Annotated in this window: 24 protein-coding genes; 11 read left to right on the plus strand and 13 right to left on the minus strand. The window is 67.8% G+C overall.

The features are described 5' to 3' along the window. Nucleotides 1-111: 111 nt before the first annotated feature. From AC0KXH_RS15775 to malE, 3 genes are all read left to right on the plus strand, one after another. Nucleotides 112-1,404, plus strand: a complete 1,293-nt coding sequence (locus AC0KXH_RS15775) for a maltoporin (protein WP_043221881.1) — start codon at nucleotides 112-114, stop codon at nucleotides 1,402-1,404. Nucleotides 1,405-1,525: 121 nt separating this feature from the next. Further along, complete coding sequence (locus AC0KXH_RS15780; RefSeq protein ID WP_488223676.1) at nucleotides 1,526-2,446, plus strand: MalM family protein; 921 nt, start codon at nucleotides 1,526-1,528, stop codon at nucleotides 2,444-2,446. Nucleotides 2,447-2,495: 49 nt separating this feature from the next. After that, nucleotides 2,496-3,734 carry a maltose/maltodextrin ABC transporter substrate-binding protein MalE gene (gene malE, locus AC0KXH_RS15785; protein WP_488223677.1) on the plus strand — a complete coding sequence of 413 codons (1,239 nt, stop codon included), beginning with the start codon at nucleotides 2,496-2,498 and terminating at the stop codon, nucleotides 3,732-3,734. A gap of 144 nt (nucleotides 3,735-3,878) precedes the next feature. On the opposite strand, the gene AC0KXH_RS15790 is transcribed toward malE, so the two are convergent. The 5 genes from AC0KXH_RS15790 to zwf all read right to left on the minus strand — a co-directional run bounded on the left by AC0KXH_RS15790 (nucleotide 3,879) and on the right by zwf (nucleotide 9,367). Then, on the minus strand, nucleotides 3,879-4,742 hold the full coding sequence (locus AC0KXH_RS15790) for an aldo/keto reductase (RefSeq protein WP_488223678.1): 864 nt from the start codon (nucleotides 4,740-4,742) through the stop codon (nucleotides 3,879-3,881). Between the two features lie 11 nt (nucleotides 4,743-4,753). Then, entirely contained in the window at nucleotides 4,754-6,382 is a 1,629-nt protein-coding gene (locus tag AC0KXH_RS15795; RefSeq protein WP_278473397.1) for an NADP-dependent glyceraldehyde-3-phosphate dehydrogenase, read from the minus strand. Between the two features lie 73 nt (nucleotides 6,383-6,455). Beyond that, nucleotides 6,456-7,181 (minus strand): bifunctional 4-hydroxy-2-oxoglutarate aldolase/2-dehydro-3-deoxy-phosphogluconate aldolase, encoded by a 726-nt coding sequence (locus AC0KXH_RS15800; RefSeq protein WP_269261979.1) that lies wholly within the window; start codon nucleotides 7,179-7,181, stop codon nucleotides 6,456-6,458. A 16-nt stretch (nucleotides 7,182-7,197) separates the two neighbouring features. Beyond that, nucleotides 7,198-7,911: a 6-phosphogluconolactonase gene (gene pgl / locus AC0KXH_RS15805; protein WP_488223679.1), complete on the minus strand. Its 714-nt coding sequence runs from the start codon at nucleotides 7,909-7,911 to the stop codon at nucleotides 7,198-7,200. After that, a complete protein-coding gene (gene zwf / locus AC0KXH_RS15810; RefSeq protein WP_061337353.1) occupies nucleotides 7,898-9,367 on the minus strand; it encodes a glucose-6-phosphate dehydrogenase in 1,470 nt (489 codons plus the stop codon). Before zwf ends, pgl begins: the two co-directional genes overlap by 14 nt. Before the next feature lie 168 nt (nucleotides 9,368-9,535). On the opposite strand from zwf, the gene AC0KXH_RS15815 reads away from it, so the two are divergent. Next, on the plus strand, nucleotides 9,536-10,405 hold the full coding sequence (locus AC0KXH_RS15815; RefSeq protein ID WP_213151459.1) for a MurR/RpiR family transcriptional regulator: 870 nt from the start codon (nucleotides 9,536-9,538) through the stop codon (nucleotides 10,403-10,405). A gap of 47 nt (nucleotides 10,406-10,452) precedes the next feature. Here the strand turns inward: AC0KXH_RS15815 and ahbB (AC0KXH_RS15820) are convergent, their stop codons facing one another. The 8 genes from ahbB (AC0KXH_RS15820) to AC0KXH_RS15855 are packed head-to-tail and all read right to left on the minus strand — an operon-like array spanning nucleotide 10,453 to nucleotide 15,947. Then, entirely contained in the window at nucleotides 10,453-10,956 is a 504-nt protein-coding gene (gene ahbB / locus AC0KXH_RS15820; protein ID WP_041107679.1) for a siroheme decarboxylase subunit beta, read from the minus strand. Further along, nucleotides 10,931-11,374 carry an Lrp/AsnC family transcriptional regulator gene (locus AC0KXH_RS15825; protein WP_041107681.1) on the minus strand — a complete coding sequence of 148 codons (444 nt, stop codon included), beginning with the start codon at nucleotides 11,372-11,374 and terminating at the stop codon, nucleotides 10,931-10,933. The genes ahbB (AC0KXH_RS15820) and AC0KXH_RS15825 overlap by 26 nt, the downstream gene beginning before the upstream one ends. Then, nucleotides 11,367-11,876, minus strand: coding sequence for a siroheme decarboxylase subunit beta (gene ahbB, locus AC0KXH_RS15830; RefSeq protein ID WP_041107683.1), 510 nt, complete (start codon nucleotides 11,874-11,876; stop codon nucleotides 11,367-11,369). Before ahbB (AC0KXH_RS15830) ends, AC0KXH_RS15825 begins: the two co-directional genes overlap by 8 nt. Further along, entirely contained in the window at nucleotides 11,873-12,331 is a 459-nt protein-coding gene (locus tag AC0KXH_RS15835; RefSeq protein ID WP_041107685.1) for an Lrp/AsnC family transcriptional regulator, read from the minus strand. The genes ahbB (AC0KXH_RS15830) and AC0KXH_RS15835 overlap by 4 nt, the downstream gene beginning before the upstream one ends. 1 nt (nucleotide 12,332) lies before the next feature. After that, entirely contained in the window at nucleotides 12,333-13,514 is a 1,182-nt protein-coding gene (locus tag AC0KXH_RS15840) for a cytochrome D1 domain-containing protein (protein WP_313328628.1), read from the minus strand. Further along, on the minus strand, nucleotides 13,511-13,849 hold the full coding sequence (locus tag AC0KXH_RS15845; protein ID WP_043221898.1) for a c-type cytochrome: 339 nt from the start codon (nucleotides 13,847-13,849) through the stop codon (nucleotides 13,511-13,513). The genes AC0KXH_RS15840 and AC0KXH_RS15845 overlap by 4 nt, the downstream gene beginning before the upstream one ends. Before the next feature lie 17 nt (nucleotides 13,850-13,866). After that, nucleotides 13,867-14,181 carry a c-type cytochrome gene (locus tag AC0KXH_RS15850; protein ID WP_041107691.1) on the minus strand — a complete coding sequence of 105 codons (315 nt, stop codon included), beginning with the start codon at nucleotides 14,179-14,181 and terminating at the stop codon, nucleotides 13,867-13,869. A 53-nt stretch (nucleotides 14,182-14,234) separates the two neighbouring features. Next, entirely contained in the window at nucleotides 14,235-15,947 is a 1,713-nt protein-coding gene (locus tag AC0KXH_RS15855) for a nitrite reductase (RefSeq protein ID WP_043221900.1), read from the minus strand. 330 nt (nucleotides 15,948-16,277) lie between these two features. Here AC0KXH_RS15855 and AC0KXH_RS15860 point away from each other — a divergent pair, with 330 nt between their 5' ends. The 7 genes from AC0KXH_RS15860 (at nucleotide 16,278) to AC0KXH_RS15890 (ending at nucleotide 22,629) form a co-directional block, all read left to right on the plus strand. Further along, nucleotides 16,278-17,090, plus strand: a complete 813-nt coding sequence (locus tag AC0KXH_RS15860; protein ID WP_043221902.1) for a CbbQ/NirQ/NorQ/GpvN family protein — start codon at nucleotides 16,278-16,280, stop codon at nucleotides 17,088-17,090. After that, nucleotides 17,074-17,661: a cytochrome c oxidase subunit 3 gene (locus AC0KXH_RS15865; protein WP_061337348.1), complete on the plus strand. Its 588-nt coding sequence runs from the start codon at nucleotides 17,074-17,076 to the stop codon at nucleotides 17,659-17,661. The genes AC0KXH_RS15860 and AC0KXH_RS15865 overlap by 17 nt, the downstream gene beginning before the upstream one ends. Before the next feature lie 11 nt (nucleotides 17,662-17,672). Next, the gene (locus AC0KXH_RS15870; RefSeq protein WP_041107699.1) at nucleotides 17,673-17,930 is read left to right on the plus strand and encodes a cytochrome C oxidase subunit IV family protein; all 258 of its coding nucleotides are present in this window, start codon (nucleotides 17,673-17,675) and stop codon (nucleotides 17,928-17,930) included. Nucleotides 17,931-18,075: 145 nt separating this feature from the next. After that, nucleotides 18,076-19,257, plus strand: coding sequence for a heme d1 biosynthesis radical SAM protein NirJ (nirJ, locus tag AC0KXH_RS15875; protein WP_488223680.1), 1,182 nt, complete (start codon nucleotides 18,076-18,078; stop codon nucleotides 19,255-19,257). A 66-nt stretch (nucleotides 19,258-19,323) separates the two neighbouring features. After that, nucleotides 19,324-20,145: a uroporphyrinogen-III C-methyltransferase gene (gene cobA / locus AC0KXH_RS15880; RefSeq protein ID WP_041107703.1), complete on the plus strand. Its 822-nt coding sequence runs from the start codon at nucleotides 19,324-19,326 to the stop codon at nucleotides 20,143-20,145. Continuing rightward, nucleotides 20,136-21,653 carry a nitrite reductase gene (locus AC0KXH_RS15885; RefSeq protein ID WP_212542909.1) on the plus strand — a complete coding sequence of 506 codons (1,518 nt, stop codon included), beginning with the start codon at nucleotides 20,136-20,138 and terminating at the stop codon, nucleotides 21,651-21,653. The genes cobA and AC0KXH_RS15885 overlap by 10 nt, the downstream gene beginning before the upstream one ends. 115 nt (nucleotides 21,654-21,768) lie before the next feature. Further along, nucleotides 21,769-22,629 carry a LysR family transcriptional regulator gene (locus AC0KXH_RS15890; protein WP_061337344.1) on the plus strand — a complete coding sequence of 287 codons (861 nt, stop codon included), beginning with the start codon at nucleotides 21,769-21,771 and terminating at the stop codon, nucleotides 22,627-22,629. Nucleotides 22,630-22,631: the final 2 nt, after the last annotated feature.

Genomic DNA, 22,631 nt, shown 5'->3' on the forward strand with positions numbered 1-22,631 from the left:
GGATGGCGCTCCCGGCCCCATCGCCGAGGCTTTGCGCCACCGACCGGCGTTGCCGCAGCAGGCCGCGCCGGCGTGATCGTTCGGCATTAACAAGAAAAACAAGGACCCGTCATGAAGCACACCGCGCACCCTCTGTTCGTCCTCAAACCCGCCTGTGTCCTCGCCGCCCTGCTGGTCGGCGGCCCGGCCCTGGCGGTCGATTTCCACGGCTATCTGCGTTCCGGCGTCGGCGCCACGGCCGGCGGCGGCGACCAGGCCTGCTTCCAGGCTGCCGACGCGCCGGCGAAATATCGCCTGGGCAACGAATGCGAAACCTACGCCGAGATCGGCCTTGGCCAGGAAGTGTGGAGCGAAGGCAGCAAGAGCTTTTACGTCGACAGCATGATCGCCTACCGCTCCGACCAGGGTAACGACTGGGAGGCGGCCGGCACCGATACCAACGGCGGCGAGAACAACCCCTTCGACGAGGCCGGCACCACCTCCATCCGCCAGTTCCACGTGATCGGCAAGAACCTCATCCCGAGCCTGCCGGGCGCGGCGATCTGGGCCGGCAAGCGCTACTACAAGCGCCACGACGTGCACATCAACGACTACTACTACTGGGACGTCTCCGGCCCGGGCGCCGGTATCGAGGACATCGACCTGGGCTTCGCCAAGGCGAGTGTGGCCTGGGTCCGCAACACCGATGGCGACTGGGTCTATCAGGGCTCGGGCACCGGCACCAACCTGGCCAACGACACCCTCGACTTCCGCCTGGCCGAGATCGACGTCAACCCGAACGGCAAGCTGGAGCTGGGCTACGACTACGGCAAGGCCAACCTCACCGACGAACAGGAACGCGATCCCGGCTACGAGGACCAGAAAGGCCATCTGGTCACCCTCGAGCACACCCAGAGCAACTGGTTCGGCGGTTACAACAAGCTCGCCCTGCAGTACGGCACCGACGGCATCATCGGCAGCAGCGGGCGCAACAGCACCGGCAATAGCGAGGGCACGATGCTGCGCCTGGTGAACCAGGGCGTGGTGGGTCTGAGCGACAACATCGAGATGATGTACGTGCAGATCTACGAGGACCGCGACTTCGACAACGACTCCGGGCAGACCTGGGCCAGCTTCGGCGTGCGCCCGGTGTACAAGTGGAGCGACGTGATGAGCACCGCGCTGGAGTTCGGCTACGACCGCGTCGATCCGCAGGCCGACGGCGAAAGCACCCGCGACCTGAAGAAGATCACCCTGGCCCAGCAGTGGTCGGCCGGCAGCAGCTTCTGGGCACGCCCGCAGATCCGCGTGTTCGCCACCTACGCCCAGTGGGACGGTGGCCGCTATCAGGCGGCCAGCGAGTCCATCGACGCCGGCGACGACGACGGCCTGACCTTTGGCGTGCAAGCCGAGGCCTGGTGGTAAGCCAGCGCCCGTTCGCGCCTCGCCGCAGCCGGCCTGCGGCGCTCCCCTTTCGCTCCCACCGTCCAGGCGGTGTCTTGGCCCCGGCTCTGGCAGGTCGGGGCGTTTTTTTCCGGAGAATCCCATGCACAGCTTGCCTTTGATAACGGCCGGGCTGCTCGCCCTGACCCTTGTCGGCTGCAGCAGCGAGCCGCTGCGCCGTGCCGACGCCCTCACCGCCAGCCCGGCACCGCTGGAACAGCCCGTCGAACAGGCCCGCCAGGCGCTGGCCGCGGCACCGTCGTGCTGCGAGAACCTCATGCAAATGCCCTTCGAACCACTGCCGCCCGGCTTCAGCGGTGAGGTGGTGATCGATAGCCAGGCCCCGGCCTACGCCTTCGAAACCGGCAAGAGCTTCTTTCGCGCCTTCGCGCTACCGGCCGAAGGGCCCTCGTTCGAGCTCCGCCTGTACAGCCAGGCCGGGCAAAGCGTACTGGCGCCCAGCGCGATGCTGCTCGACAGCCAGTGGCGCCCGACCCGCCTGCTCGACGCCGACGATTTCGCCTACGTGCCGCCGACCGGGCTGAAGGGCGACAGCCTCGACGCGCGCCTGCGCATCGACCGTTCGCAGCCGGATCACCCCGGCAACGAGCGCTACCTGATCCTCTACACCAGCACGGCGCAGATGGCCGGCCAGACCACCCTCGAACATCCGGCCAAGGCCTATGCCAAGGCGCTGGGCAACGAGCCGCCGAGCATCCCCGATCCGATCGCCCGGCATTCGCCGGTGGGCGTGGTCAAGCTGGTGATGATCCGCGATGGCGAGCAGAGCGCGACCAAGGGTTATGTGCCCGGCTACAGCATCGGCCACGAGATGGGTAATCGCCTGCCGAGCGTACCGGCGCCCAGCGTGCTGCCGGAAACCTCGGCCTACTACCGCCAGGCGATCGACGCGGCGTTGACTCAGCAGGACCTCGAGCGCGCCCTGCGCCTGGCCGACGAGGCGGCGCGCGTCGGTGATACCGGCGCCAAGGCCTATCTGCTGGAGCGCATCCAGATCAAGTGATCTCGCACCGGGGCGGCGTGGACGCCCCGACTCGACGCAGGACGCAACCATGAAAAACCTGACCAAGGCCTTGAGCCTGCTGACCTTTCTGAGCGCCCCCGCATCGGCGTTGGAGCGCGACACGCTGACCGTCTGGATCACCCCGGACAAGGGCTACCAGGCGGTCGGCGAGATCGGCCGGGACTTCACCCGCGCCACCGGCATGGCGGTCCAGGTGGCCACCCCGGAGGATCTCGCCGCCCTGTACGACCGCCAGGCCACCACCAGCCAGGGCCCGGATATCGTCATCTTCGCCCACGACCGCTTCGGCTCGTGGATCAATGACGGCCTGCTCGCGCCGGTCAACCCCAGCCCGGCGGCACTGGCGCGAGCCCCGGCCTTTGCCTGGGAGGCGCTGACCGTCGGCACGCAGCGCTACGGCTACCCGCTGGCGACCGAAGCGGTCGGCCTGATCTACAACCGCGACCTGGTAGCCGAGCCACCACGCAGCCTGGCGGAGCTGGCGACGCTCGACCGCCGCCTGCGCGCCGAGGGCAAGCGCGCCATCGAATGGGACTACCGCAACCTCTATTTCTCCTGGCCGATCATTGCCGGCAGCGGCGGCTACAGCCTGCGCAAGACCGAGGGCCGCTACGACCTCACCGACATCGGCATCGACACGCCGGGCGCCATCGAAGGCATGGAATCGATCAAGCGCCTGCTCGACGACGGGCTGCTCGACCCCGCCGCGACCTACCAGAGCATGATGGAAGGCTTCAAGGCCGGGCGCACGGCCATGATCATCAACGGCCCCTGGGCCTGGAACGAGGTGCGGCAGGCCGGGATTCGCTTCGCCGTCGGCAACATTCCCACCGCGGACCCGGCACGCCCGGGCAGGCCCTTCGTCGGCGTGCTCGCCGCGGCGATCAACAGCAACAGCCCGAACAAGGCTGCGGCCGGTCGCTTCATCGAGGACTACCTGACCAGCGCCGAGGGCCTGGCGCGAATCAATGCGCAGAAGCCGCTGGGGGCGGTGGCCAACCTGGCCTTGATGGAAACCTTGCGTCACGACCCGCTGATCGCCCACACCTATGCGGCGGCCGAGGCCGGTGAAATCATGCCGGACATCCCGGAGATGAAGCGCTTCTGGGCGCTGTTCACCCCGCGCCTGGAGCCGATGCTCAGCGGGCGCAAGCCGATAGCGCCGACCCTCGCCTACATCGCCGCGCGCCTGGCCAAGGGCGCACAGATGCAGTCCTGGCGCCGTCGGCACTATCCGCTGAGCCTGCAAGCGACCGAACAGCCCTGACGCACACCGGCTTGGCAGCGACAACAAGCCCCGCTCCGCCGCGAACGCGCGGCGCAGCCCGAGGGTGGGAACTGCACAGCTTCTTTCGCCAGCCCTGACCGGCTCAGCAAGGCAGATCGGGCCACGCCCCAGCGCACATCGCCCTCAGGCCACGGCGTGCCCGCGGGCCGCTTCGCTGAGGTAGAACCAGGCGGGACGCTCCAGCTCCAGTTCGGCGCCCAGCAGCGCCTCCTCGATCCGTTCCCAGCGCAGGCTGCCGAGGATCGGCAACGGCCGGCCGGGCAGCTGGCGCAGCCAGGCCAGCGCCACCTGATTGGCCGTGGCGCCCAGATCGGCGGCGACTTCATCGAGTGCGCGGCACAGGCGCTCACCGAAGCGCCCACCGCCCATCGGCGACCAGGCCAGCACCTGCAGGCCGGCAGCCTGCAACGCATGCAGGCTGCCATCCCACACCCAGTGCTGGGCCTGCAGTGACAGCTCGATCTGGTTGCAGCGTAGCGGCACGCACTGGCCCAGTGCCTGGCAATGCAGGATGCCGGCGTTGGACAGCCCGACCCAGCCGACCTTGCCGCTGGCGACCAGTGCGTTCAGCGTCTCGGCCACCTCGTCGACCTGCAGCAGCGGGTCCGGGCGATGCAGCAGGAAACCATCGAGCCGCTCCACACCCAGTCGCGCCAGGCTGCCCTCGACCGCCTGGCGCAGGTAACGGGCACTGGTGTCGTAGTGCTTGATCCGCCAGCGCGAGCAGTCCTGCGCCGCCGGCACGATGTCGGCCTTGCCGATGATCTGCAGGTGCTGGCGCAACCCGGGGGCCTGGCGCAGGGCCGCACCGAAGTGCGCCTCGCAACGCCCGCCGGCATAGATGTCGGCATGGTCGAAGCCGGTCAGCCCGCGCTCGACACAGCGTTCGATAAAGCTCAGCAGCGCCTGGGGTTCGCCCAGTTCGGGGTATTCCAGCAGGCGCATCATGCCCAGCAGCAGCGGCTGGGCGAGCACGGGCGCGGCCATCGCAGGCTCCGTCAGAAGATGTAGTCGGTGGTCAGGAAGCCGGAACGCCGGTCGCGGATGATGTCGTTGACCAGCTCCTTGTTGGCCTCGTTGAAGCGCGTCGCCACCAGGGTACGGATGGAGAACACGCGCAGGGCGTCATGTACCGACAGCGTGCCCTCGGCGGAATTCTTGCGGCCGTTGAACGGGTAGCTGTCCGGCCCGCGCTGGCACTGGGCGTTGATGTTGATGCGGCCGACCTGGTTGACGAAGGCATCCACCAGCCGGCCCACCTGCTGCGGGTCGTTGCCGAAGATCGACAGCTGCTGGCCGTAGTCGGACGCGGTGACGTAGTCGATCACCTCCTGCAGGTCGCGGTAGGGCACCACCGGCACCAGCGGGCCGAACTGCTCTTCGTGATAGATGCGCATGGAGGAATCGACCGGGCTCAGCACGGCCGGCTGGAAGAAGCTCTGGTGCGCTTCGCCGCCACCGGCGTTGATTACCCGCGCGCCCTTGGCCACCGCATCGTCAAGCAGCCGGTTGAGGTAATCGACCTTGCCGGCCTCGGGCAGCGGCGTCAGCGCGACGCCCGGCTCCCAGGGCATGCCTGGCTTGAGCGCATTGACCCGTGCGGCGAAACGCTCCAGGAAGCCATCGAGCAGGTCCTCATGGACGAAGAGGATCTTCAGCGCGGTGCAGCGCTGGCCGTTGAACGACAGCGCGCCGGTCACCGCCTCCTCCACGGCATTGTCGAGATCGACCTGCGGTAGGACGATGCCCGGATTCTTCGCATCCAGCCCCAGCGCGGCGCGCAGGCGGTGCGGGCGCGGGTGCAGCTTCTTCAGGTCGGCGGCGCCCTTGTGCGTGCCGATAAAGGCGAACACGTCGATCTTGCCGCTGGCCATCAGCGCGCTGACCGTCTCGCGGCCACGGCCGTAGATGACGTTGATGACCCCGGCCGGAAAGCTGTCGCGGAAGGCCTCGAGCAGCGGGCGGATCAGCAGCACGCCGAATTTGGCCGGTTTGAACACCACGGTGTTGCCCATGATCAGCGCCGGGATCAGCGTGGTGAAGGTTTCGTTCAGCGGGTAGTTGTACGGGCCCATGCACAGCGCCACGCCCATGGGCACGCGGCGAATCTGCCCAAGCGTGCCCTGCTCCAGCTCGAAGCGGCTGGAACGGCGATCGAGCGCCTTCAGCGCGTCGATGGTGTCGACGATGTAGTCGCAGGTGCGGTCGAATTCCTTTTCCGAGTCCTTGAGGTTCTTGCCGATCTCCCACATCAGCAGCTTGACCACTGCCTCGCGCTGTTCGCGCATGCGCGCCAGGAAGCGCTCGACATGCGCGATGCGCTCGGCCACGCGCATGGTCGGCCAGGCGCCGCGGCCGTTGTCGTAGGCGGCGACCGCCGCATCCAGCGCCTCGAGCGCGGCGTCGGCATCGAGCAGCGGCGTGCTGCCCAGCACGACCTGGCGTTCGCTGCCGTCGGCCTCGCGCAGGAATACCGGGCTGCGCACATCGGCCAGCGCGCCGGGCCACTGCCGCAGCTCGCCGTCGACCAGGTATTCACGCTGCTCCACCGGCGCGTCAGGACGGTAGGCCTGGGGAATGTCTTCAAGACGGGGAAACAGCTCGGCAAGCGGGCGCGCGGTACTCATGAAACACCTCCGGATCACGGTAAGGGGGCGGGATGCGGCAGGCCCCACGCCTGCCGCAACAGGGGCGTACGGTCTACAGCTCGCGCTGCTCGGCGCGCTCGGCACGCAGGTCGAAGTCGCGCGGCAGTTCGGCAGGCGGCGCAGCGTCCAGTGCCTGCAGGGCCTGGCGCGTGGCGCTTTCGATGGCGGCCCAGTCGCCGGCACGCACGGCCTTGGCGTCGACCATCCAGGTGCCGCCGACGCACATCACGTTGGGTTGCGCCAGGTAGTCCCTGGCATTGCGCGCATTGACGCCGCCGGTCGGGCAGAAACGGATATTGCCGAACGGCCCGCCCAGCGCCTTGAGCGCGGCGACGCCGCCACAGACCTCGGCCGGGAACAACTTGAAGCGGCGATAACCGCGGGCGTAGCCGAGCATGATTTCCGAAGCGCTGGCCACGCCCGGCAGCAGCGGCAACGGGCTGTGCAGCGCCGCATCCAGCAGCTCGGCGGTGCTGCCCGGCGAGACGATGAACTGCGCCCCGGCAGCCTCGGCCTGCTCGAGCATGGCGGCATCCAGCACGGTGCCGGCACCGACGATCAGTTCGGGGCGCTGCTCGCGCAGCAGGCGGATGGCACTCAGGCCCAGCGCCGAGCGCAGGGTGATTTCCAGCACCTTGAGGCCGCCGGCGGCCAGGGCGTCGGCCAGCGGCAGGATGTCCGCCTCGCGCTCGATGGTGATCACCGGGAGGATGCGCGCGGCGCTGCACCATTGGTCGATCAGGGCGATCTTGTCGGTCATGCTTGGGGTAGAAGTCATGGGATTCCTTGCGGCCTCAGGGGCACCAGTAGATTTCGAGGGGACGGGCGAGGAAGGCGCGGATCGGCATCGCTTCATAGGATTCGCCGGCCAGGGCCTGGTTGAGCGTGGCCAGCTTGCCCGGGCCGTGCAGGGCGAGCAGGGTCAGCCGTGCGCTGGCCAGCAGCGCCAGGGACATGCTCAGGCGCTGGCGCGGTACGCTCGGCGCCTGCATCGGCAGGCAGCGCCGCGTACCCTGCGGGTCGAGCGCCGCTTCCAGGTTCGGGCTGTCGGGAAACAGCGAGGCGGTGTGACCATCCTCGCCCATGCCCAGCACCAGCACGTCGATCGGCGGCAGTTCGGCCAGCACGGGATCGGCACGCTCCGCAGCCTGTTCCAGGCTTGCCGCGCTCTGGTACAGGCCGACCAGGCGCGCCGCGGCAGCCGAGCCCTGCATGAGGTGGCGACGCACCAGCCCTTCGTTGCTGTCGGGATGGCTGACCGGCACCCAGCGCTCGTCGGCGAGGCTGATGGTGACCTTGGCCCAGTCCAGCTCCTGCTGCGCCAGGCGCTCGAAGAAGGCGATCGGGCTGCGCCCGCCGGAGACCACCAGGGTCGCTGCACCGCGCTCGGCGATCGCGCCGCGCAGGGCGTTGCTCACGGTCAGCGCCAGTTCGCCGGCCAGCTGCTCGGCATTGCCGAGGCTGAAACCGAGCGTCTGCACCGGGAGATTGAGGTTAGAGATCGTCATACCAGCTCCTGCCGTCACGGCTGATCAGGGCAATCGAGGCAGCCGGTCCCCAGCTGCCTGCTGCGTAGGGTTTGGGAGGCGCGCCGACGCGCTGCCAGCCGTCGATCAGCTGGTCGCACCACTTCCAGGCGTATTCGATTTCGTCCTTGCGCACGAAGAGGTTCTGGTTGCCCTTCATCACTTCCAGCAGCAGACGCTCGTAGGCATCGGGGATGCGCGGGCTCTTGTAGGTTTCCGAGAAGTTCAGCTGCAGCGGGCCGCTGCGCAGCTGCATGCCCTTGTCCAGGCCCTGGTCCTTGGTCATCACCAGGAGCGAGATGCCCTCCTGCGGCTGCAGGCGGATGATCAGCTTGTTGCCGATCAGCTGGCGCTGCTCCGGGGCGAAGATGTAGTGCGGCGGCGCCTTGAAGTGGATGACGATCTGCGACAGCTTCTGCGGCATGCGCTTGCCGGTGCGCAGGTAGAACGGCACGCCGGCCCAGCGCCAGTTGCAGATCTCCGCGCGCAGCGCGACAAAAGTCTCGGTGTCGCTCTGGGTGTTGGAGTTCTCCTCCTCCAGATAGCCCGGTACGTGCCGGCCGAGGATGCTGCCGCCCACGTACTGGCCGCGCACCAGCTGCTGACCGAGCTGCTCCGGCGCAATCGGCGCCAGCGCCTTGAGTACCTTGACCTTCTCATCGCGGATGCTGTCGGCGGAGAGGTCGCTGGGCGGATCCATGGCGATCAGGCAGAGCAGCTGCAGCAGATGGTTCTGCACCATGTCGCGCAGCTGGCCGGCCTGGTCGAAATAGCCCCAGCGGCCTTCGATGCCGACCGTTTCGGCCACGGTGATCTCCACGTGGGAGATGTGGTTCTGGTTCCACTGCGTCTCGAACAGGCTGTTGGCGAAGCGCAGGGCGATGAGGTTCTGCACCGTGTCCTTGCCGAGGTAATGATCGATGCGGTAGGTGCGGTCTTCGGGAAAGAAGCGCGCCACCGCGTCGTTCACCTCGCGGGACGACTCCAGGTCATGGCCGATGGGTTTTTCCAGCACCACGCGGGTGCGCTCGGCCAGCCCCGCCTCGGCCAAGCCGGCGCAGATCGCGCCGTAGACGGAGGCCGGGGTGGCGAAAAAGGCGACGATGCGTTCGGCCTGGCCGGCGAGGTCGGCCAGTGCGGCGAAATCCTCGCGCTGGCGAAAATCCATGCTCAGGTAGTCCAGCCGCGCCAGCAGCCGCTGCAGCACGGCCTCGTCGAGGTCGCGCTCGGCCACATGGCGGCGCAGGTGCTCGGCGATCGTCGCCAGGTGCACGGCGGGGTCGCCGCTCTCGCGAGCCAGCGCCAGCACGCGGGTATCGTCGGGCAACAGGCCGGCACGGTCGAGCTGATAGAGCGCCGGAAACAGCTTGCGCAGGGCCAGGTCACCGAGGGCGCCGAACAGCGCCAGGGTGCAGGGTTCGACAGATAATGGCGTCATGATGTTTGTTCTTCTACTAAAACCACCCTATGAATACACGGCGAGGCCGGCTTATTCAAGGCTGATGTAGTAATAAAAACAACATTTCTGCCGAGAAGAGTTTCCTGTGGTCGCGTTGCCCCCTGCTCAGTAGCATAGAAAACCCTTTGCCCGCCCATCAGGACCCCCATGGACCGCGTTCACAACCTGCTCGAGCAGATCCAGAACCGCCTCGAAGGCCTCAACAAAGCCGAGCGCAAGGTCGCCGAGGTGATCCTGCGCAACCCGCAGCAGGCGACCCGCTTCAGCATCGCTACGCTGGCGCAGACCGCCGGGGTCAGCGAACCGACGGTCAACCGCTTCTGTCGCTCGTTCGGGGTCAGCGGCTACCCGGAGCTGAAGATGCAGCTGGCGCAGAGCCTGGCCAGCGGCGCGGCCTATGTCAGCCAGGCGGTGGAGCCGGACGACGGCCCCGAGGAATACACCCGCAAGATCTTCGGCTCGGCCATCGCCTCGCTGGATAGCGCCTGCCAGAGCCTCGACCCGCAGCTGGTCAGCCGTGCCGTGGACCTGATGATCCAGGCCCGGCAGATCCACTTCTTCGGTCTCGGCGCCTCGGCCTCGGTGGCGCTGGATGCGCAGCACAAGTTCTTCCGCTTCAACCTGGCGGTCACCGCGCATTCGGACGTGCTGATGCAACGCATGCTGGCCTCGGTGGCGCACACCGGCGAGCTGTTCGTGATCATTTCCTACACCGGACGCACCCGCGAACTGGTGGAAGTGGCGCGCATTGCCCGGCAGAACGGTGCCTCGGTACTCGGCCTGACCGCCGCCGGCTCGCCGCTGGCGCAGGCCAGCACGCTGAGCCTGAACATCCCGCTGCCGGAGGACACCGACATCTACATGCCGATGACCTCGCGCATCATCCAGCTCACCGTGCTCGACGTGCTCGCCACCGGCATGACGCTACGCCGCGGCGTGGATTTCCAGCCGCACCTGCGCAAGGTGAAGGAAAGCCTGAACGCCAGCCGCTATCCGGCCGACGAGGCGCCGAGCTGAGGGTTCGCCCGGTGTGACGGGGGCAAGCCCCCCTTCTGCGCGCGCCCTCAGCCCCGCCGCGCACCGACCCGCAGGCCGGTCTTCTTGAGGATGCGGCTGGACACCAGCATCTCGTCGGCGCGACAGGCCGTGCCCAGCAACGCGCGGATCTGGTTGCGGTAGGCCTCGATGTAGTCGGCGCTGCGCCCGTGGACCATGGCGAACAGGTTGTAGCGCCAGCCGTCCTGGCGCGGGCGACGATAGCAATGACTGACGAAGGGTTGCGCCCCGATCAACGCACCGAGCCGCTCGATCTCGGCGTCGTCGACATCCCAGACGGTCATGCCGTTGTGCCGATAGCCCAGCCGGTAATGGTTGGGTACCGCGGCGATCCGGCGAATCGCACCGGCAGCCTGCAACCGCTGCAGCAGTGCCAGCGCCTCGTCCACCTCGATTTCCAGCTCGCCGGCGAGCCAGGCCCAGGGGTCCTCGACCAATGGCAGGCCGGCCTCGGTCAGTGCCACCAGGCGCTGCGCCAGGGCTTGATCAGACGGCGAAATGCAATCCGACATGGTAGGTCTTCTCCTTCGGCAGGTTGAGCACCGGCAGCCCGGTCTGCGCCTCGATCCGCGCGATGGTCTCGGCGACCCCCTCGGGCGTCGCGCAGCCGAGCACGAACCACATGTTCCAGGCGTGCTCGCGACGGTAGTTGTGCGCCACCTCGGGCATCGCCTCGAGCACCGCGGCCACCTCTTCGAAGCGCTGCTCTGGCACCGACAGCGCGGCCAGGGTGAAGGCCCCGCCGAGGCGCTCGATGTCGAACATCGGACCGAAGCGAGTGAGGGTGCCGTCCTCGAGCAGCGCCTGCACCCGCGCGCGCAGCGTCGCCGAGCTGCTGCCGAGCTCCTCGGCCAGCGCCTCCCAGGGCTGGCGCACCAATGGCAGGCCGTGTTGCAGGCGGTTGATCAGCTGGCGGTCGAGCTCATCCATGGGCACGCTCCGCCGCCGGCGCAAAGCGCCCGCCACACTGTTTGAAGGCGCGGGTGCTGAACAGCAACTGGTGCGGCAGTTCGCTCAACCCCTGCGCGGCGAGCAGGCCCTCGATCTGCCGTTCAACCTGCTCGCGCTCGCGGCCGTGGACCATGCAGAACAGGTTGTAGCGCCATTGCGGCAGCCGCCGCGGGCGCTGGTAGCAAAGGTTGACGCCCGGTGCGCTGCCCAGCCGGTGGCCGATCGCATCGATCTGCGCGTCCGGCACGTCCAGCACCAGCATGGCGTTGGCACGAAAACCCAGCGCGCGATGCTTGAGCACCAGGCCGACACGGCGGAACAGGCCGCCCTCGTTCCACTGCCGCACCTGCTCGAGCACCGCCTGCTCGCTGGCGCCGACCTGCTCGGCGAGCCAGGCGTAGGGCCGCGACACCAGCGGCAGCCCGGCCTCGAGCAGCCGACGTAATTGCAGGCTCTGCGGATGATCGAGCGTGAGGGTCATGGCAAGTCTCCCAGCGGAAAGCCCAGGTCGATGCGGTAGGCGCTCTGCATCGGCAGGTCCAGCGGCACCAGCCCGGTATCGGCCTCGATTTCAGCGAGTACGCGGTCAAGGTGGGTGCGGTCCGGCCCGGTGAGCACGAACCAGAGGTTGTAGCGATGCTCACGCAGGTAGTTGTGGTTGACCTCGGGAAAACGATTGATGCGCTCGGCGACCTGCTCGAGGCGCTCGGTTGGCACGGCGAGCGCGACCAGCGTGCTGGCGCCGGCACGGCTGTGCTCGAACACCGGGCCGATGCGCGACAGCCCGCCGCCGGCTTGCAGCTGTTGCAGGCAGGCCAGCACCTCATCCTCGCTGCAGCCAAGCGCCTCGGCCATCGCCCGGTAGGGCTCGGCGCACAGCGGCATGCCGTGCTGGAAACGGTCGATCAGGCGGCGGCTGAGGGCGTCGAGGTTCATCTCAGAGTCCCGTCTCGTGGGCGCGGCTGGTCAGGAAGATGCCGCTCGGGCTCTCGGCCGGCAGGCGCTTGATCAGCTCCAGCCGGTACGGATCCCAGACCTGCACCTCGTTGCCGTCGCGCACCGACAGCCAGAGCTGGTCGCCGCGCGCGGTGAACTCCATGTGCAGCACGGCCGGGCCAGGCTCCAGGTCGGCGATGATCTGGTGCGTCTCGCTGTCGATGACCTGCACCTTGCCATTGTCCGGATAGGCGAAGTTGACCCAGATCTGCCGCGCGTCGGGCCGCGCCATGACGAACACCGGCTGGCCGGCGACGTCGATCGCATCGGTCTGCTTCCAGCTCTGCGAGTCCATCACCAGTACGCGATGCTGGCCAATGGCGGGAACGAAGGTCTGGTTGCCGGCCACCGTCCAGCCTTCCAGGTGCGGCATCTTGTAGACCGGCAGCTTTTCCTGGCCACGGCCGTAGCCGTCGAGGATGCGCTCGACGCCGCGCTCGGGATGCCAGAGGTCGATCTTGCCCATGCCGTCCTCGCCGAACAGGCCGGCGACGTAGTAGCGGCCGTCGGGGGTCAGCAGGCCGTCGTAGGGCTGCTTGCCGATGTCGTCGAAGCGGGTGATCCGCGGCGTGTTGCCCTGGCTGAAGTCCAGCAGCCAGGTCTCGTTGGTGTCGAACAGGCTGTAGATGAAGCGCCGTCCGGGCGCGTCGAGCACGCCGACCACCCGCGAGTTGCGACTGCCATCGGCCAGCGGCGTAGCGGGGATGTCGGCGACCAGCTCCAGCGTGCCGGCGTCGAATACCTTGACCCCGCCGGGTTCGTAGTTGCCGACGGCGATCAGCGTGCCGTCCTGGCTGATCGCCCCACCGATGCTGTTGCCGCCCTGCACCACGCGCTTGACGATGCGCTGCTCGAGCAGGTCGACCTTGGTCAGCCCGCCGTCGCGGCCGAAGACGTAGGCGAAGCGTTCATCGCGGGAGAACACCACCGAGGCATGCGACAGATCGCCGAGCCCCTCGACGCGCGCCAGGCTGCTGCGACCGCTGGTCTCGATGATCTGCAGGCTGCCGGTGGCGCGCTCGACCACCACGCCGAGATCGCCGGTGCCGCGCAGCGGCGGTTGGTGGGCACAGGCGGCGAGCAGCAGGCTGGCCGCGGCGACGAGCAGGGTCGGACGCTTCATGGCTGGGGAAATCCTTCGAGCAACTGGTCGACCAGCCAGGCGATCTCCTGCTCTTCGAGCAGCGGCTGCCAGCCGGGCATGGCGGTGCCGGGCCTGCCGTAGGTCACGGTGGCGATCAGGGATTCACGGGGTTTGCCGGCAAGGGCCGCGCGGGTCAGTGCCGGGCCGAGGCCGCCGGTCATGCGCAGGCCGTGGCACGAGCCGCAGTCCTGCTTGAGCAGGTTGGCCAGCTGCGTCTGGCGCTCGGCCGAGGGCTCGGCCAGGGCAGCAGGAATCAGGAGAAGGGACGCCACAGCGAGCCCCAGACGTTTTACTGCATGTCGGGACACTTTCATGACGCCCTCCGGGACGCTTACTTGTGGCTCAGGACCCACTCGGCCAGCGTCTTGGCCTCTTCTTCGGTCACCGGGTTCGGCGGCATCGGGATCGGCCCCCAGACGCCCTGGCTGCCGTTCTTGATGTGCAGCGCCAGGGTGTCGGCGGCGCCGTCCTGGCCGGCGTACTTGGCGGCGACTTCCTTGAACGCCGGGCCGACGATCTTGGCGTCGATGCTATGGCAGGCTGCGCAGGGCTTGCTCTTGAACAGCGCTTCGCCATCCTGGGCCAGGGCCGGCTGGAGGGCGAGCGCGCCGCCCAGGGCGAGCATCGGGAGCAGAACTTTCTTCATGAGTACTACCTCAAGGCTAGGTGGAGCGGGCCTACGGCCCGCCCCGGAGTGGCTCAGTAAACGTCGTACTGAGTGTTGTGGACGTTGAATTTACCGGTCGGGGTGATCAGCCTCTTGTCCCGGATCACTGTTTTGAGCTCTAGGGTCTTGTCGTCGACCACCACGATGGCCGACTCCTCTTCCTGCCCGTTCCACACGGAGAACCAGACCTCGTCGCCGGCCTTGTTGAACTCAGGCTGCACGACGCGCTGGGCACCGCCCTTGAGGCCCGACCACTCGCCGATCGGCAGGACCTTGTAACCGGCGGCCAGGTTGTTGATGTCGAACACCGCCGCGGACTGGCTGACCTTGGCGTCCGGGTTGAAGGTGGTATCGAGGTACAGGTGCTTGGACTTCGGATGGGTCTTGATGAACAGCGAACCGCCGCCCTGGCCCTTGAGGGTCTCGACCACCTTCCAGGCGTTCTTCGGATGCTTGTCCGGGTCGGTGCCGATCAGCGAGATGGTCTCGTCGCCGAGGTGGCTGGTGGCCCATACCGGGCCGTACTCGGGGTGCACGAAGTTGGCGCCACGGCCGGGGTGCGGGATCTTGCCGACATCGACCAGCGCGGCCATCTTGCGCTTCTTCGAGTCGATCACCGCAACCTTGTTGGAGTTGTTCGCCGCCGTCATGAAGTAGCGGTGGCTGACGTCCCAACCGCCGTCATGCAGGAACGGCGCGGTACCGATGGTGGTGTAGCTGAGGTTGTTGATGTCCTCGTAGTTGACCAGCATGACCTTGCCGGTTTCCTTGACGTTGACGATGAACTCCGGGTGCTCGTGCGAGGCGATGATCGCTGCCACGCGCGGCTCCGGGTGGTACTCCTGGGTGCCGACGGTCATGCCGCGGGTCGAGACGATCTGCTTGGGCTCGAGGGTCTCGCCGTCCATGATGGTGAACTGCGGCGGCCAGTAGGAGCCGGCGATCGCGTACTTGTCCTCGTAGCCCTTGTACTTGGACGTCTCCACCGAGCGCGCCTCGATGCCGACCTTGATCTCGGCGACCTTGGTCGGCTCCTTCGCCCACAGGTCGATCATGTCGATCTTGGCATCGCGGCCAATGACGAACAGGTAGCGGCCCGAGGCGGACATGCGCGAGATGTGCACCGCGTAACCGGTCTCGATGGTCTTGACGATTTTCTTGCTGTCGCCGTCGACCAGCGCGATCTTGCCGTCGTCACGCAGGGTGACGGAGAACAGGTTCGGCAGGTTCAGATCGTTCATCTGCTTCTTCGGCCGGTCCTCGGGCTTGACCAGAACCTTCCAGGAATTCTTCATCTCGGCCAGGCCCCACTCCGGCGGGGTCGGTGGCGTGTGCTGGATGTACTTGGCCATCAGCGTGATCTGGTCCTTGGTCAGCGCGTTGGACGTGCCCCAGTTGGGCATGCCGGCCGGCGAGCCGTAGGTGATCAGCGCTTCCAGGTAGGCCTGGCCGCGTTCCTGGGTGATGTCCGGCGTCAGCGGCTTGCCCGTCGCGCCCTTGCGCAGCACGCCGTGGCAGCCGGCGCAGCGCTGGAAGTAGATTTCCTTGGCCTGTTCGAATTCGGCGGCGGTCAGGTCCGGCGCGCCCGGCGAGTGCACGACCTGTGCGCTGGCAGGATCGACGGCCGAAGCCTGGCTCTTGTAGGCAGCCTCGGCCTTTTCTTCGGGTTTGTCCTGCGCCTGAGCGATGCCTAGCGCGAGCAACGAGAAGCCGGCGACGAATCCGGCCAGAAGTGGTTTTCTCATACTGTTATCCCCTCTGAATCGCTTCGTGCGATTCGTACTTAAATGACGGCGATGCAGCAGTTCCCGGGTACTTGTGGTGCGATTGCATCCTATGAGGGGCCGATTCGGGCAGCGCTTGACGACAATCAAGAGACCCCCCCGTACCCACCTGCCGTGACGCCTTGTCGCGGGGGATGGCGCGCGTTGCGCCGGTTGCCGGCATTGAATGGCGACGGCACCGCGGTCGCACTTGACCACGATCAAGCTTTGCCGGCGGATGGGTTGAGAGCGCGGGGTCGGACCGGTAGCTTGGGCTTCGAGATAACCAACCGCCGCAGTGAGGTATTGCCTGTGAATGCGCCTGAATTCCCGACCGCCGCTGGCACGCCGGATATCCCCTTCTACCAGCCCCAAGGCAACGAGGAACGGCTGTTCACCCAGGCCTGGCAGCACGGCATGCCGGTGCTGATCAAGGGCCCGACCGGCTGTGGCAAGACCCGCTTCGTGCAGCACATGGCGCATCGCCTCGGCCTGCCGCTGTACACAGTGGCCTGCCACGACGACCTGTCCGCCGCCGACCTGGTCGGCCGGCACCTGATCGGCGCGCAGGGCACCTGGTGGCAGGACGGCCCGCTAACCCGCGCCGTACGCGAGGGCGGCATCTGCTACCTCGACGAAGTGGTCGAGGCGCGCCAGGACACCGCCGTGGTGCTGCACCCGCTGGCCGACGACCGCCGCGAGCTGTTCATCGAGCGCACCGGCGAAGCGCTCAAGGCGCCGCCCGGCTTCATGCTCGTGGTGTCCTACAACCCCGGCTACCAGAACCTGCTCAAGGGCATGAAGCCGAGCACCCGGCAACGCTTCGTCGCCATGCGCTTCGACTACCCGTCGGCCGCCGAGGAAGAACGCATCGTCGCCAACGAGGCCGCCGTCGAACCGGCGCTCGCGGCGCAGGTGGTCAAGCTCGGCCAGGCCCTGCGCCGCCTGGAGCAGCACGACCTGGAGGAAGTCGCCTCGACCCGCCTACTGATCTTCACCGCGCGGATGATCGGCGCCGGCATGTCGCCGCGCGAGGCCTGCCTGTCGTGCCTCGCCGAGCCCTTGTCGGACGATCCGCAGACGGTCGCCGCGCTGATGGATGTGGTCGATGTCCACTTCGGCTGAGTCCCTTGCCCTGCCCGCCCGGCGCCTGCCGGGTGACCTGGCGATGTGGTTCTTCATCCTCGCCGAGCTCACCGTCTTCGCCATTCTGGTGGTCGCCTTCGCCGTCACCCAGCGCCTCCAGCCGACGCTGTTCGCCGAAAGCCGTCAGGCCCTGGACAGCTCCATCGGTCTGGCGCTGACCCTGAGCCTGCTGACTTCCGGCCTGCTCGCCGCCCTGGCGGTCGAGGCGGTGCGCCGGGGGCGCCAGGGGCGCGCGGCGCTGATGCTCGCCGCGGCGCTGGCCAGTTCGTGCGTCTACGTGGTGCTCAAGCTCGAGGAGTACGGCCACCTTGCCGGGCTGGGCCTGAACATGGAGCACAACACCTTCTTCACGCTCTACTGGATCCTCACCGGCTTCCACTTCCTCCATGTGCTGCTGGGCATGGTGATCCTTGCCTGGCTGGCCGAGCGCTGCCGGCGCGGCGCCTATACCGCCGCCGACCACAGCGGGCTGGAATCCGGGGTGCTGTACTGGCACATGGTCGACCTGATCTGGGTAGTGCTCTTCCCGCTGGTCTACGTACTCAACTGAGGAGGTCCGCGATGTCCGCGTCCAAGGCGCTGATCGGTTGCTGGCTGGGGCTCGCCGGGCTCTCGACCCTGAGCGTGCTGCTCGGCGGCAGCGGCTCCGGCCTGCTGATCGCCGCTGCCGTCATGCTCGCCGCACTGGGCAAGGCCTGGCTGATCACCGAGGGCTTCATGGAGCTGCGCCACGCGCCGCGCCTGTGGCGCCTGCTGCTGCTCGGCTGGCCGCTGCTGATGGCCGGCGGCGTGCTCGCCCTTCTGCCGGCGCAGGGCTGAGCCTGGCGCTCGTCGCGCCGCGCGCCGCTCGGCCCCTTTTATTGTTTCCGGTCAAGGATCAGCACGCGCAAGGTCGGTGATTCTGCACGCAACCAGGGTACGCCCCCGGCACCTTCAGCGCCGGGCTCCCCGAGGAGAATCGCCCATGTTGAGAATCAGCCATTACCTGCGCGCCCTCGCCAATCCGCAGCAGCGCGTGCTCGGCGCCCGCAGCGTCGGCCCGGCACGGCCACCGGTGGTGATCTGGAACCTGCTGCGTCGCTGCAACCTGACCTGCCGCCACTGCTACGCGACCTCCGCCGACAGCGAATTCCGCGACGAGCTGGACACCGCCGAGGCGCTCGGCGTGATCGACCAGCTACACGAAGCCGGCGTGCGCGTGCTGATCCTCTCCGGCGGCGAGCCGCTGCTGCGCCCGGACATCTTCCAGCTCGCCGACTACGCCCGCGACAAGGGCTTCTTCGTCGCCCTGTCGACCAACGGCACGCTGATCGACGAAGACAACATCGAGCGCATCGCCCAGGCCCGGTTCGACTACGTCGGCATCAGCATCGACGGCCTGGAAGCGGTGCATGACGACTGGCGCCAGCTCAAGGGCAGCTTCGCCGCCTCGATGCACGCCATCGACCTCTGCCGACAGCACGGCATCCGCGTCGGCCTGCGCACCACCCTGACGCAGAACAACTACCCGCAGCTGCCCGCCCTGCTCGAACTGATGCGCGAACACGACGTGCAGAAGTTCTACCTCTCGCACCTCAACTACAGCGGCCGCGGCCGGCGCAGCCGCAAGGCCGACGCGCACCACCTGATGACCCGCGACGCCATGCGCCAGCTGTTCGAGCAGGCCTGGGCCGATGTGCTGCAGGGCCGCGAGACCGACTTCGTCAGCGGCAACAACGATGCCGACGCCGTGCTCCTGCTGCAGTGGGTCGAGGCCAACCTGCCGCAGCACGCCGAACGCCTTGAACGGATGCTGCGCGCCTGGGGCGGCAACGCTTCGGGCAGCGGCATCGCCAACATCGACAACATCGGCGACGTGCATCCGGACACCTACTGGTGGCAGCACACCGTCGGCAACGTGCGCCGGCAGCGCTTCCGCGACATCTGGCTGGAGCGCCCCGAGCCGCTGCTCGAGCAGCTGCGCCAGCATCCGCGCGCGGTCAAGGGCCGTTGCGCCGAGTGTCGCTGGCTGGCGATCTGCAATGGCAACACCCGCACCCGCGCCTGGGCCGCCGGCGACCTCTGGGCCGAAGACCCGGGCTGTTACCTGTCCGACACGGAGATCGGCCTGCCGAGCCCCGAACGCATTCCCAGCATCGCCATTTGACCCGATCGAGCGGCCGCAGAACGCCGCAGCGTCACCCCCGCAGCCGATGAGCACCTAGGAGATCGTATGGATCAGCCAACCCCCTTTCCCGCCTCGCTGAGCGCCACCCTTGCCCCCGGTGAGGTCGCGCTGGTCGGTGCCGGCCCGGGCGACCCCGGCCTGCTCACGCTGCGCGGCTGGAGCCTGCTGCAACAGGCCGACGCGGTGGTCTACGACCGCCTCGTCAGCGAAGACCTGATGGCCCTGCTGCCGGGGCGCTGCAGCCGTCATTACGTCGGCAAGACCAGTGGCTTCCACAGCCTGCCGCAGCCACAGATCAACCAGCTGCTGGTCGACCTGGCCCGCACGAACAAGCGCGTGGTGCGGCTCAAGGGCGGCGATCCGTTCATCTTCGGCCGCGGTGGCGAGGAGCTCGACTATCTGCTCGCCCGTGGCATCGATTGCCAGGTCGTCCCCGGCATCACCGCCGCGGCCGGCTGCACCGCCTACGCCGGCATTCCGCTGACGCACCGCGATGTGGCGCACTCCTGCCAGTTCATCACCGGACATCTGCAGGAGAACGGCGAGCTGCGCCTGCCCTGGAGCAGCCTGGCCAATGCCAAGCAGACCCTGGTGTTCTACATGGGCCTGTCCACCCTTGGCGAGATCTCGCGCCAGCTGATCGCCGCCGGCTTGCCGGCCGACACGCCGGCCGCGCTGATCGGCAACGGCACCCGCGACGACCAGCAGGTGGTGCGTTGCACGCTCGCGCAACTGCCGCTGATGGCCGACGAGAAGCAGCTCACACCACCGACGCTGACCGTGATCGGCCGGGTCGTCGAACTGTTCGCCAAGCGCCGCGTGAGCTTTCCGGCACGCCTGCGTGGCGAGGAGGCACTATGCGACTGATACCTGCCCTGCTGGTCGCCGCGGCGCTGCCAGCGGCCACCTTTGTCGCCCTTGACCTGGCCGTGCCACGCGCCGCCGCGGCCGAGGTCGACGCCCATAGCCTCTACCAGAGCCACTGCCAGAGCTGCCACGGCGAGAACCGCCTGGGCGGCGCCGGCCCGGCGCTCCTGCCCGAGAGCCTGAGCCGACTGAAGCCGGCCGAAGCGGAAAAGGTCATTCGCAACGGTCGCCCGGCAAGCCAGATGGCAGCCTTCGCCGGCGTGCTCGATGACCAGCAGATCAAGGCGCTGACCGGCTACCTGTATCAGCCCGCGGCCGTGCCGCCGACCTGGAGCGATGCCGACATCCGTGCCAGCCATCGTCTTCTCAAGGACGTCGCCACGCTGCCGACGACCCCGCAGCACGGCGCCGATCCGCTGAACCTGTTCGTCGTGGTGGAGGCCGGCAATCATCACGTGCGGGTGCTCGACGGCGACCGCTTCGAGGAGCTCGCCAACTTCCAGTCGCACTTCGCCCTGCACGGCGGGCCGAAGTTCTCGCCGGACGGGCGCTTCGTCTACTTCGCCTCGCGCGATGGCTGGGTCAGCCTCTACGACCTCAACAACCTGACCATGATCGCCGAGGTGCGCGCCGGGCTGAACACGCGCAACCTGGCGGTCAGCAACGACGGTCGCTGGGTGCTGGTGGGCAACTACCTGCCGGGCAACCTGGTGCTGCTCGATGCGCGCGATCTGTCGCTGGTCAAGCACATCCCGGCGGTGGCGGCCGACGGCACGCCGTCACGGGTCAGTGCCGTCTACACCGCGCCGCCGCGCGAGAGCTTCATCGTCGCGCTGAAGGACGTGAAGGAAGCCTGGGAGCTGTCCTACGCCGGCGAGCCGACCTTCGTGCCGCGGCGCATCCAGGCGGCCGACTACCTCGACGACTTCTCCTTCACCCCGGACTACGGCCAGCTGCTGGCGACTTCACGCAAGGCCAAGGGCGGCCAGGTGATCGACCTCGACAGCGGTCGCACGGTCACCGACATTCCGCTGCCGGGCATGCCGCACCTGGGCTCGGGCATCTACTGGAAGCGCGGCGGCAAGTGGGTGTTCGCCACGCCGAACGTCAGCAAGGGGCTGATCTCGGTGCTCGACCTCGAGAGCTGGAAGCTGATCAAGGAGATTCCCACCGAAGGGCCGGGCTTCTTCATGCGCAGCCAACAGAATTCGCCCTACGCCTGGACCGACGTGTTCTTCGGCCCGAACAACGACGCCGTGCACCTGATCGACAAGCAGACCCTGGAAGTCGCACACACCCTGCGGCCGATGCCGGGCAAGAACGCCGCCCACGTCGAGTTCACCAACGATGGCCGCTACGCCCTGCTCAGCGTCTGGGACACCGATGGCGCGCTGATCGTCTACGACGCCAATACGCTCGAGGAGATCAAGCGCATCCCGATGAACAAGCCGTCCGGCAAGTACAACGTCGGCAACAAGATCGAGTTCGCCGAAGGCACCTCGCACTGATCGGTTCCGCTGCCGGGTGCGGACGGCCACGCCGCTGCACCCGGCCGGCCCGTTGCGGGCCAGCACCGGCCTCGTCCGCTACAATGGCGGCCCCCCTCATTACACAGGCATGCGCATGGACATCGATCTCGCCCGCACCTTTCTCGAGATCATTCGCGGCGGCAGCTTCATCGCCGCGGCCGAGCGCATGCATCTGACCCAGACCGCCGTCACCGCACGCATCCAGAACCTCGAAAGCCAGCTCGGCTGCCGGCTGTTCGTGCGCAACCGCGCCGGTGCGCGCCTGACCGACGATGGCGAACGCTTCGTCGCCTATGCCAACCAGCTGGTGCAGACCTGGGAGGCTGCGCGCCGCGACCTGCCGCTGCCGCAGGGGTACGACCAGTTGCTCACGCTCGGCGCCGAGGTCAGCCTGTGCAACCCGCTGATGCTCGCGTGGGTGCAGCGCCTGCGCGAGACGCTACCCAGCCATGCGCTGCGCAGCGAAGTGGCGAGTGACGAGGAACTGCAGAAAAAGCTCGACCTCGGCCTGCTCGATGCCGCGCTGGTGCACCAGCCCGAGTACTGGCCGGGCCTGCAGGTCGAACAGTTGCTCGAGGAAAAGCTCATCCAGGTGGTGCAGACGCGCAACCCCGAGCCGTACCTGTACGTCGACTGGGGCCCGGCGTTTCGCAAGCAGCACAACCAGGCGCTGCCCGAGCACACCCGCGCCGCGATGTCCTTCAGCCTCGGCCCGCTGGCGCTGCAGTACCTGGTGCAGTGCGGCGGGCGCGGCTACTTCCGCACGCGGGTGGTGCAGCGCTACCTCGACGAAGGCGTACTCAAGCGCGTCGAGCAGGCGCCGGAATTCTCGCATCCGGTGTACCTGGTCTATTCCCGTGCCAACCGCTCGGCGGCGCTGGCCAAGGCGATCAGCCTGGTACGCGAGCTGGCGCTGGACGACTTCGACTGGTCGCGCTGGTACTACGAGATCTGAGC

Source organism: Stutzerimonas sp. CXK-1 (genome assembly GCF_057738225.1).

Excerpts from the sequence above, each read along its gene's own strand:
- AC0KXH_RS15885 (WP_212542909.1), top strand. The coding sequence starts at position 20,136 with ATGCGACTGATACCTGCCCTGCTGGTCGCCGCGGCGCTGCCAGCGGCC.
- AC0KXH_RS15800 (WP_269261979.1), bottom strand. The coding sequence starts at position 7,181 with ATGACTTCTACCCCAAGCATGACCGACAAGATCGCCCTGATCGACCAA.
- pgl (WP_488223679.1), bottom strand. The coding sequence starts at position 7,911 with ATGACGATCTCTAACCTCAATCTCCCGGTGCAGACGCTCGGTTTCAGC.
- AC0KXH_RS15795 (WP_278473397.1), bottom strand. The coding sequence starts at position 6,382 with ATGAGTACCGCGCGCCCGCTTGCCGAGCTGTTTCCCCGTCTTGAAGAC.
- malE (WP_488223677.1), top strand. The coding sequence starts at position 2,496 with ATGAAAAACCTGACCAAGGCCTTGAGCCTGCTGACCTTTCTGAGCGCC.
- ahbB (WP_041107683.1), bottom strand. The coding sequence starts at position 11,876 with ATGACCCTCACGCTCGATCATCCGCAGAGCCTGCAATTACGTCGGCTG.
- AC0KXH_RS15845 (WP_043221898.1), bottom strand. The coding sequence starts at position 13,849 with ATGAAAGTGTCCCGACATGCAGTAAAACGTCTGGGGCTCGCTGTGGCG.
- nirJ (WP_488223680.1), top strand. The coding sequence starts at position 18,076 with ATGTTGAGAATCAGCCATTACCTGCGCGCCCTCGCCAATCCGCAGCAG.
- AC0KXH_RS15775 (WP_043221881.1), top strand. The coding sequence starts at position 112 with ATGAAGCACACCGCGCACCCTCTGTTCGTCCTCAAACCCGCCTGTGTC.
- AC0KXH_RS15840 (WP_313328628.1), bottom strand. The coding sequence starts at position 13,514 with ATGAAGCGTCCGACCCTGCTCGTCGCCGCGGCCAGCCTGCTGCTCGCC.
- AC0KXH_RS15815 (WP_213151459.1), top strand. The coding sequence starts at position 9,536 with ATGGACCGCGTTCACAACCTGCTCGAGCAGATCCAGAACCGCCTCGAA.
- AC0KXH_RS15780 (WP_488223676.1), top strand. The coding sequence starts at position 1,526 with ATGCACAGCTTGCCTTTGATAACGGCCGGGCTGCTCGCCCTGACCCTT.
- cobA (WP_041107703.1), top strand. The coding sequence starts at position 19,324 with ATGGATCAGCCAACCCCCTTTCCCGCCTCGCTGAGCGCCACCCTTGCC.
- AC0KXH_RS15890 (WP_061337344.1), top strand. The coding sequence starts at position 21,769 with ATGGACATCGATCTCGCCCGCACCTTTCTCGAGATCATTCGCGGCGGC.
- AC0KXH_RS15865 (WP_061337348.1), top strand. The coding sequence starts at position 17,074 with ATGTCCACTTCGGCTGAGTCCCTTGCCCTGCCCGCCCGGCGCCTGCCG.
- AC0KXH_RS15855 (WP_043221900.1), bottom strand. The coding sequence starts at position 15,947 with ATGAGAAAACCACTTCTGGCCGGATTCGTCGCCGGCTTCTCGTTGCTC.
- ahbB (WP_041107679.1), bottom strand. The coding sequence starts at position 10,956 with ATGTCGGATTGCATTTCGCCGTCTGATCAAGCCCTGGCGCAGCGCCTG.
- AC0KXH_RS15835 (WP_041107685.1), bottom strand. The coding sequence starts at position 12,331 with ATGAACCTCGACGCCCTCAGCCGCCGCCTGATCGACCGTTTCCAGCAC.
- AC0KXH_RS15870 (WP_041107699.1), top strand. The coding sequence starts at position 17,673 with ATGTCCGCGTCCAAGGCGCTGATCGGTTGCTGGCTGGGGCTCGCCGGG.
- zwf (WP_061337353.1), bottom strand. The coding sequence starts at position 9,367 with ATGACGCCATTATCTGTCGAACCCTGCACCCTGGCGCTGTTCGGCGCC.
- AC0KXH_RS15790 (WP_488223678.1), bottom strand. The coding sequence starts at position 4,742 with ATGGCCGCGCCCGTGCTCGCCCAGCCGCTGCTGCTGGGCATGATGCGC.
- AC0KXH_RS15825 (WP_041107681.1), bottom strand. The coding sequence starts at position 11,374 with ATGGATGAGCTCGACCGCCAGCTGATCAACCGCCTGCAACACGGCCTG.
- AC0KXH_RS15850 (WP_041107691.1), bottom strand. The coding sequence starts at position 14,181 with ATGAAGAAAGTTCTGCTCCCGATGCTCGCCCTGGGCGGCGCGCTCGCC.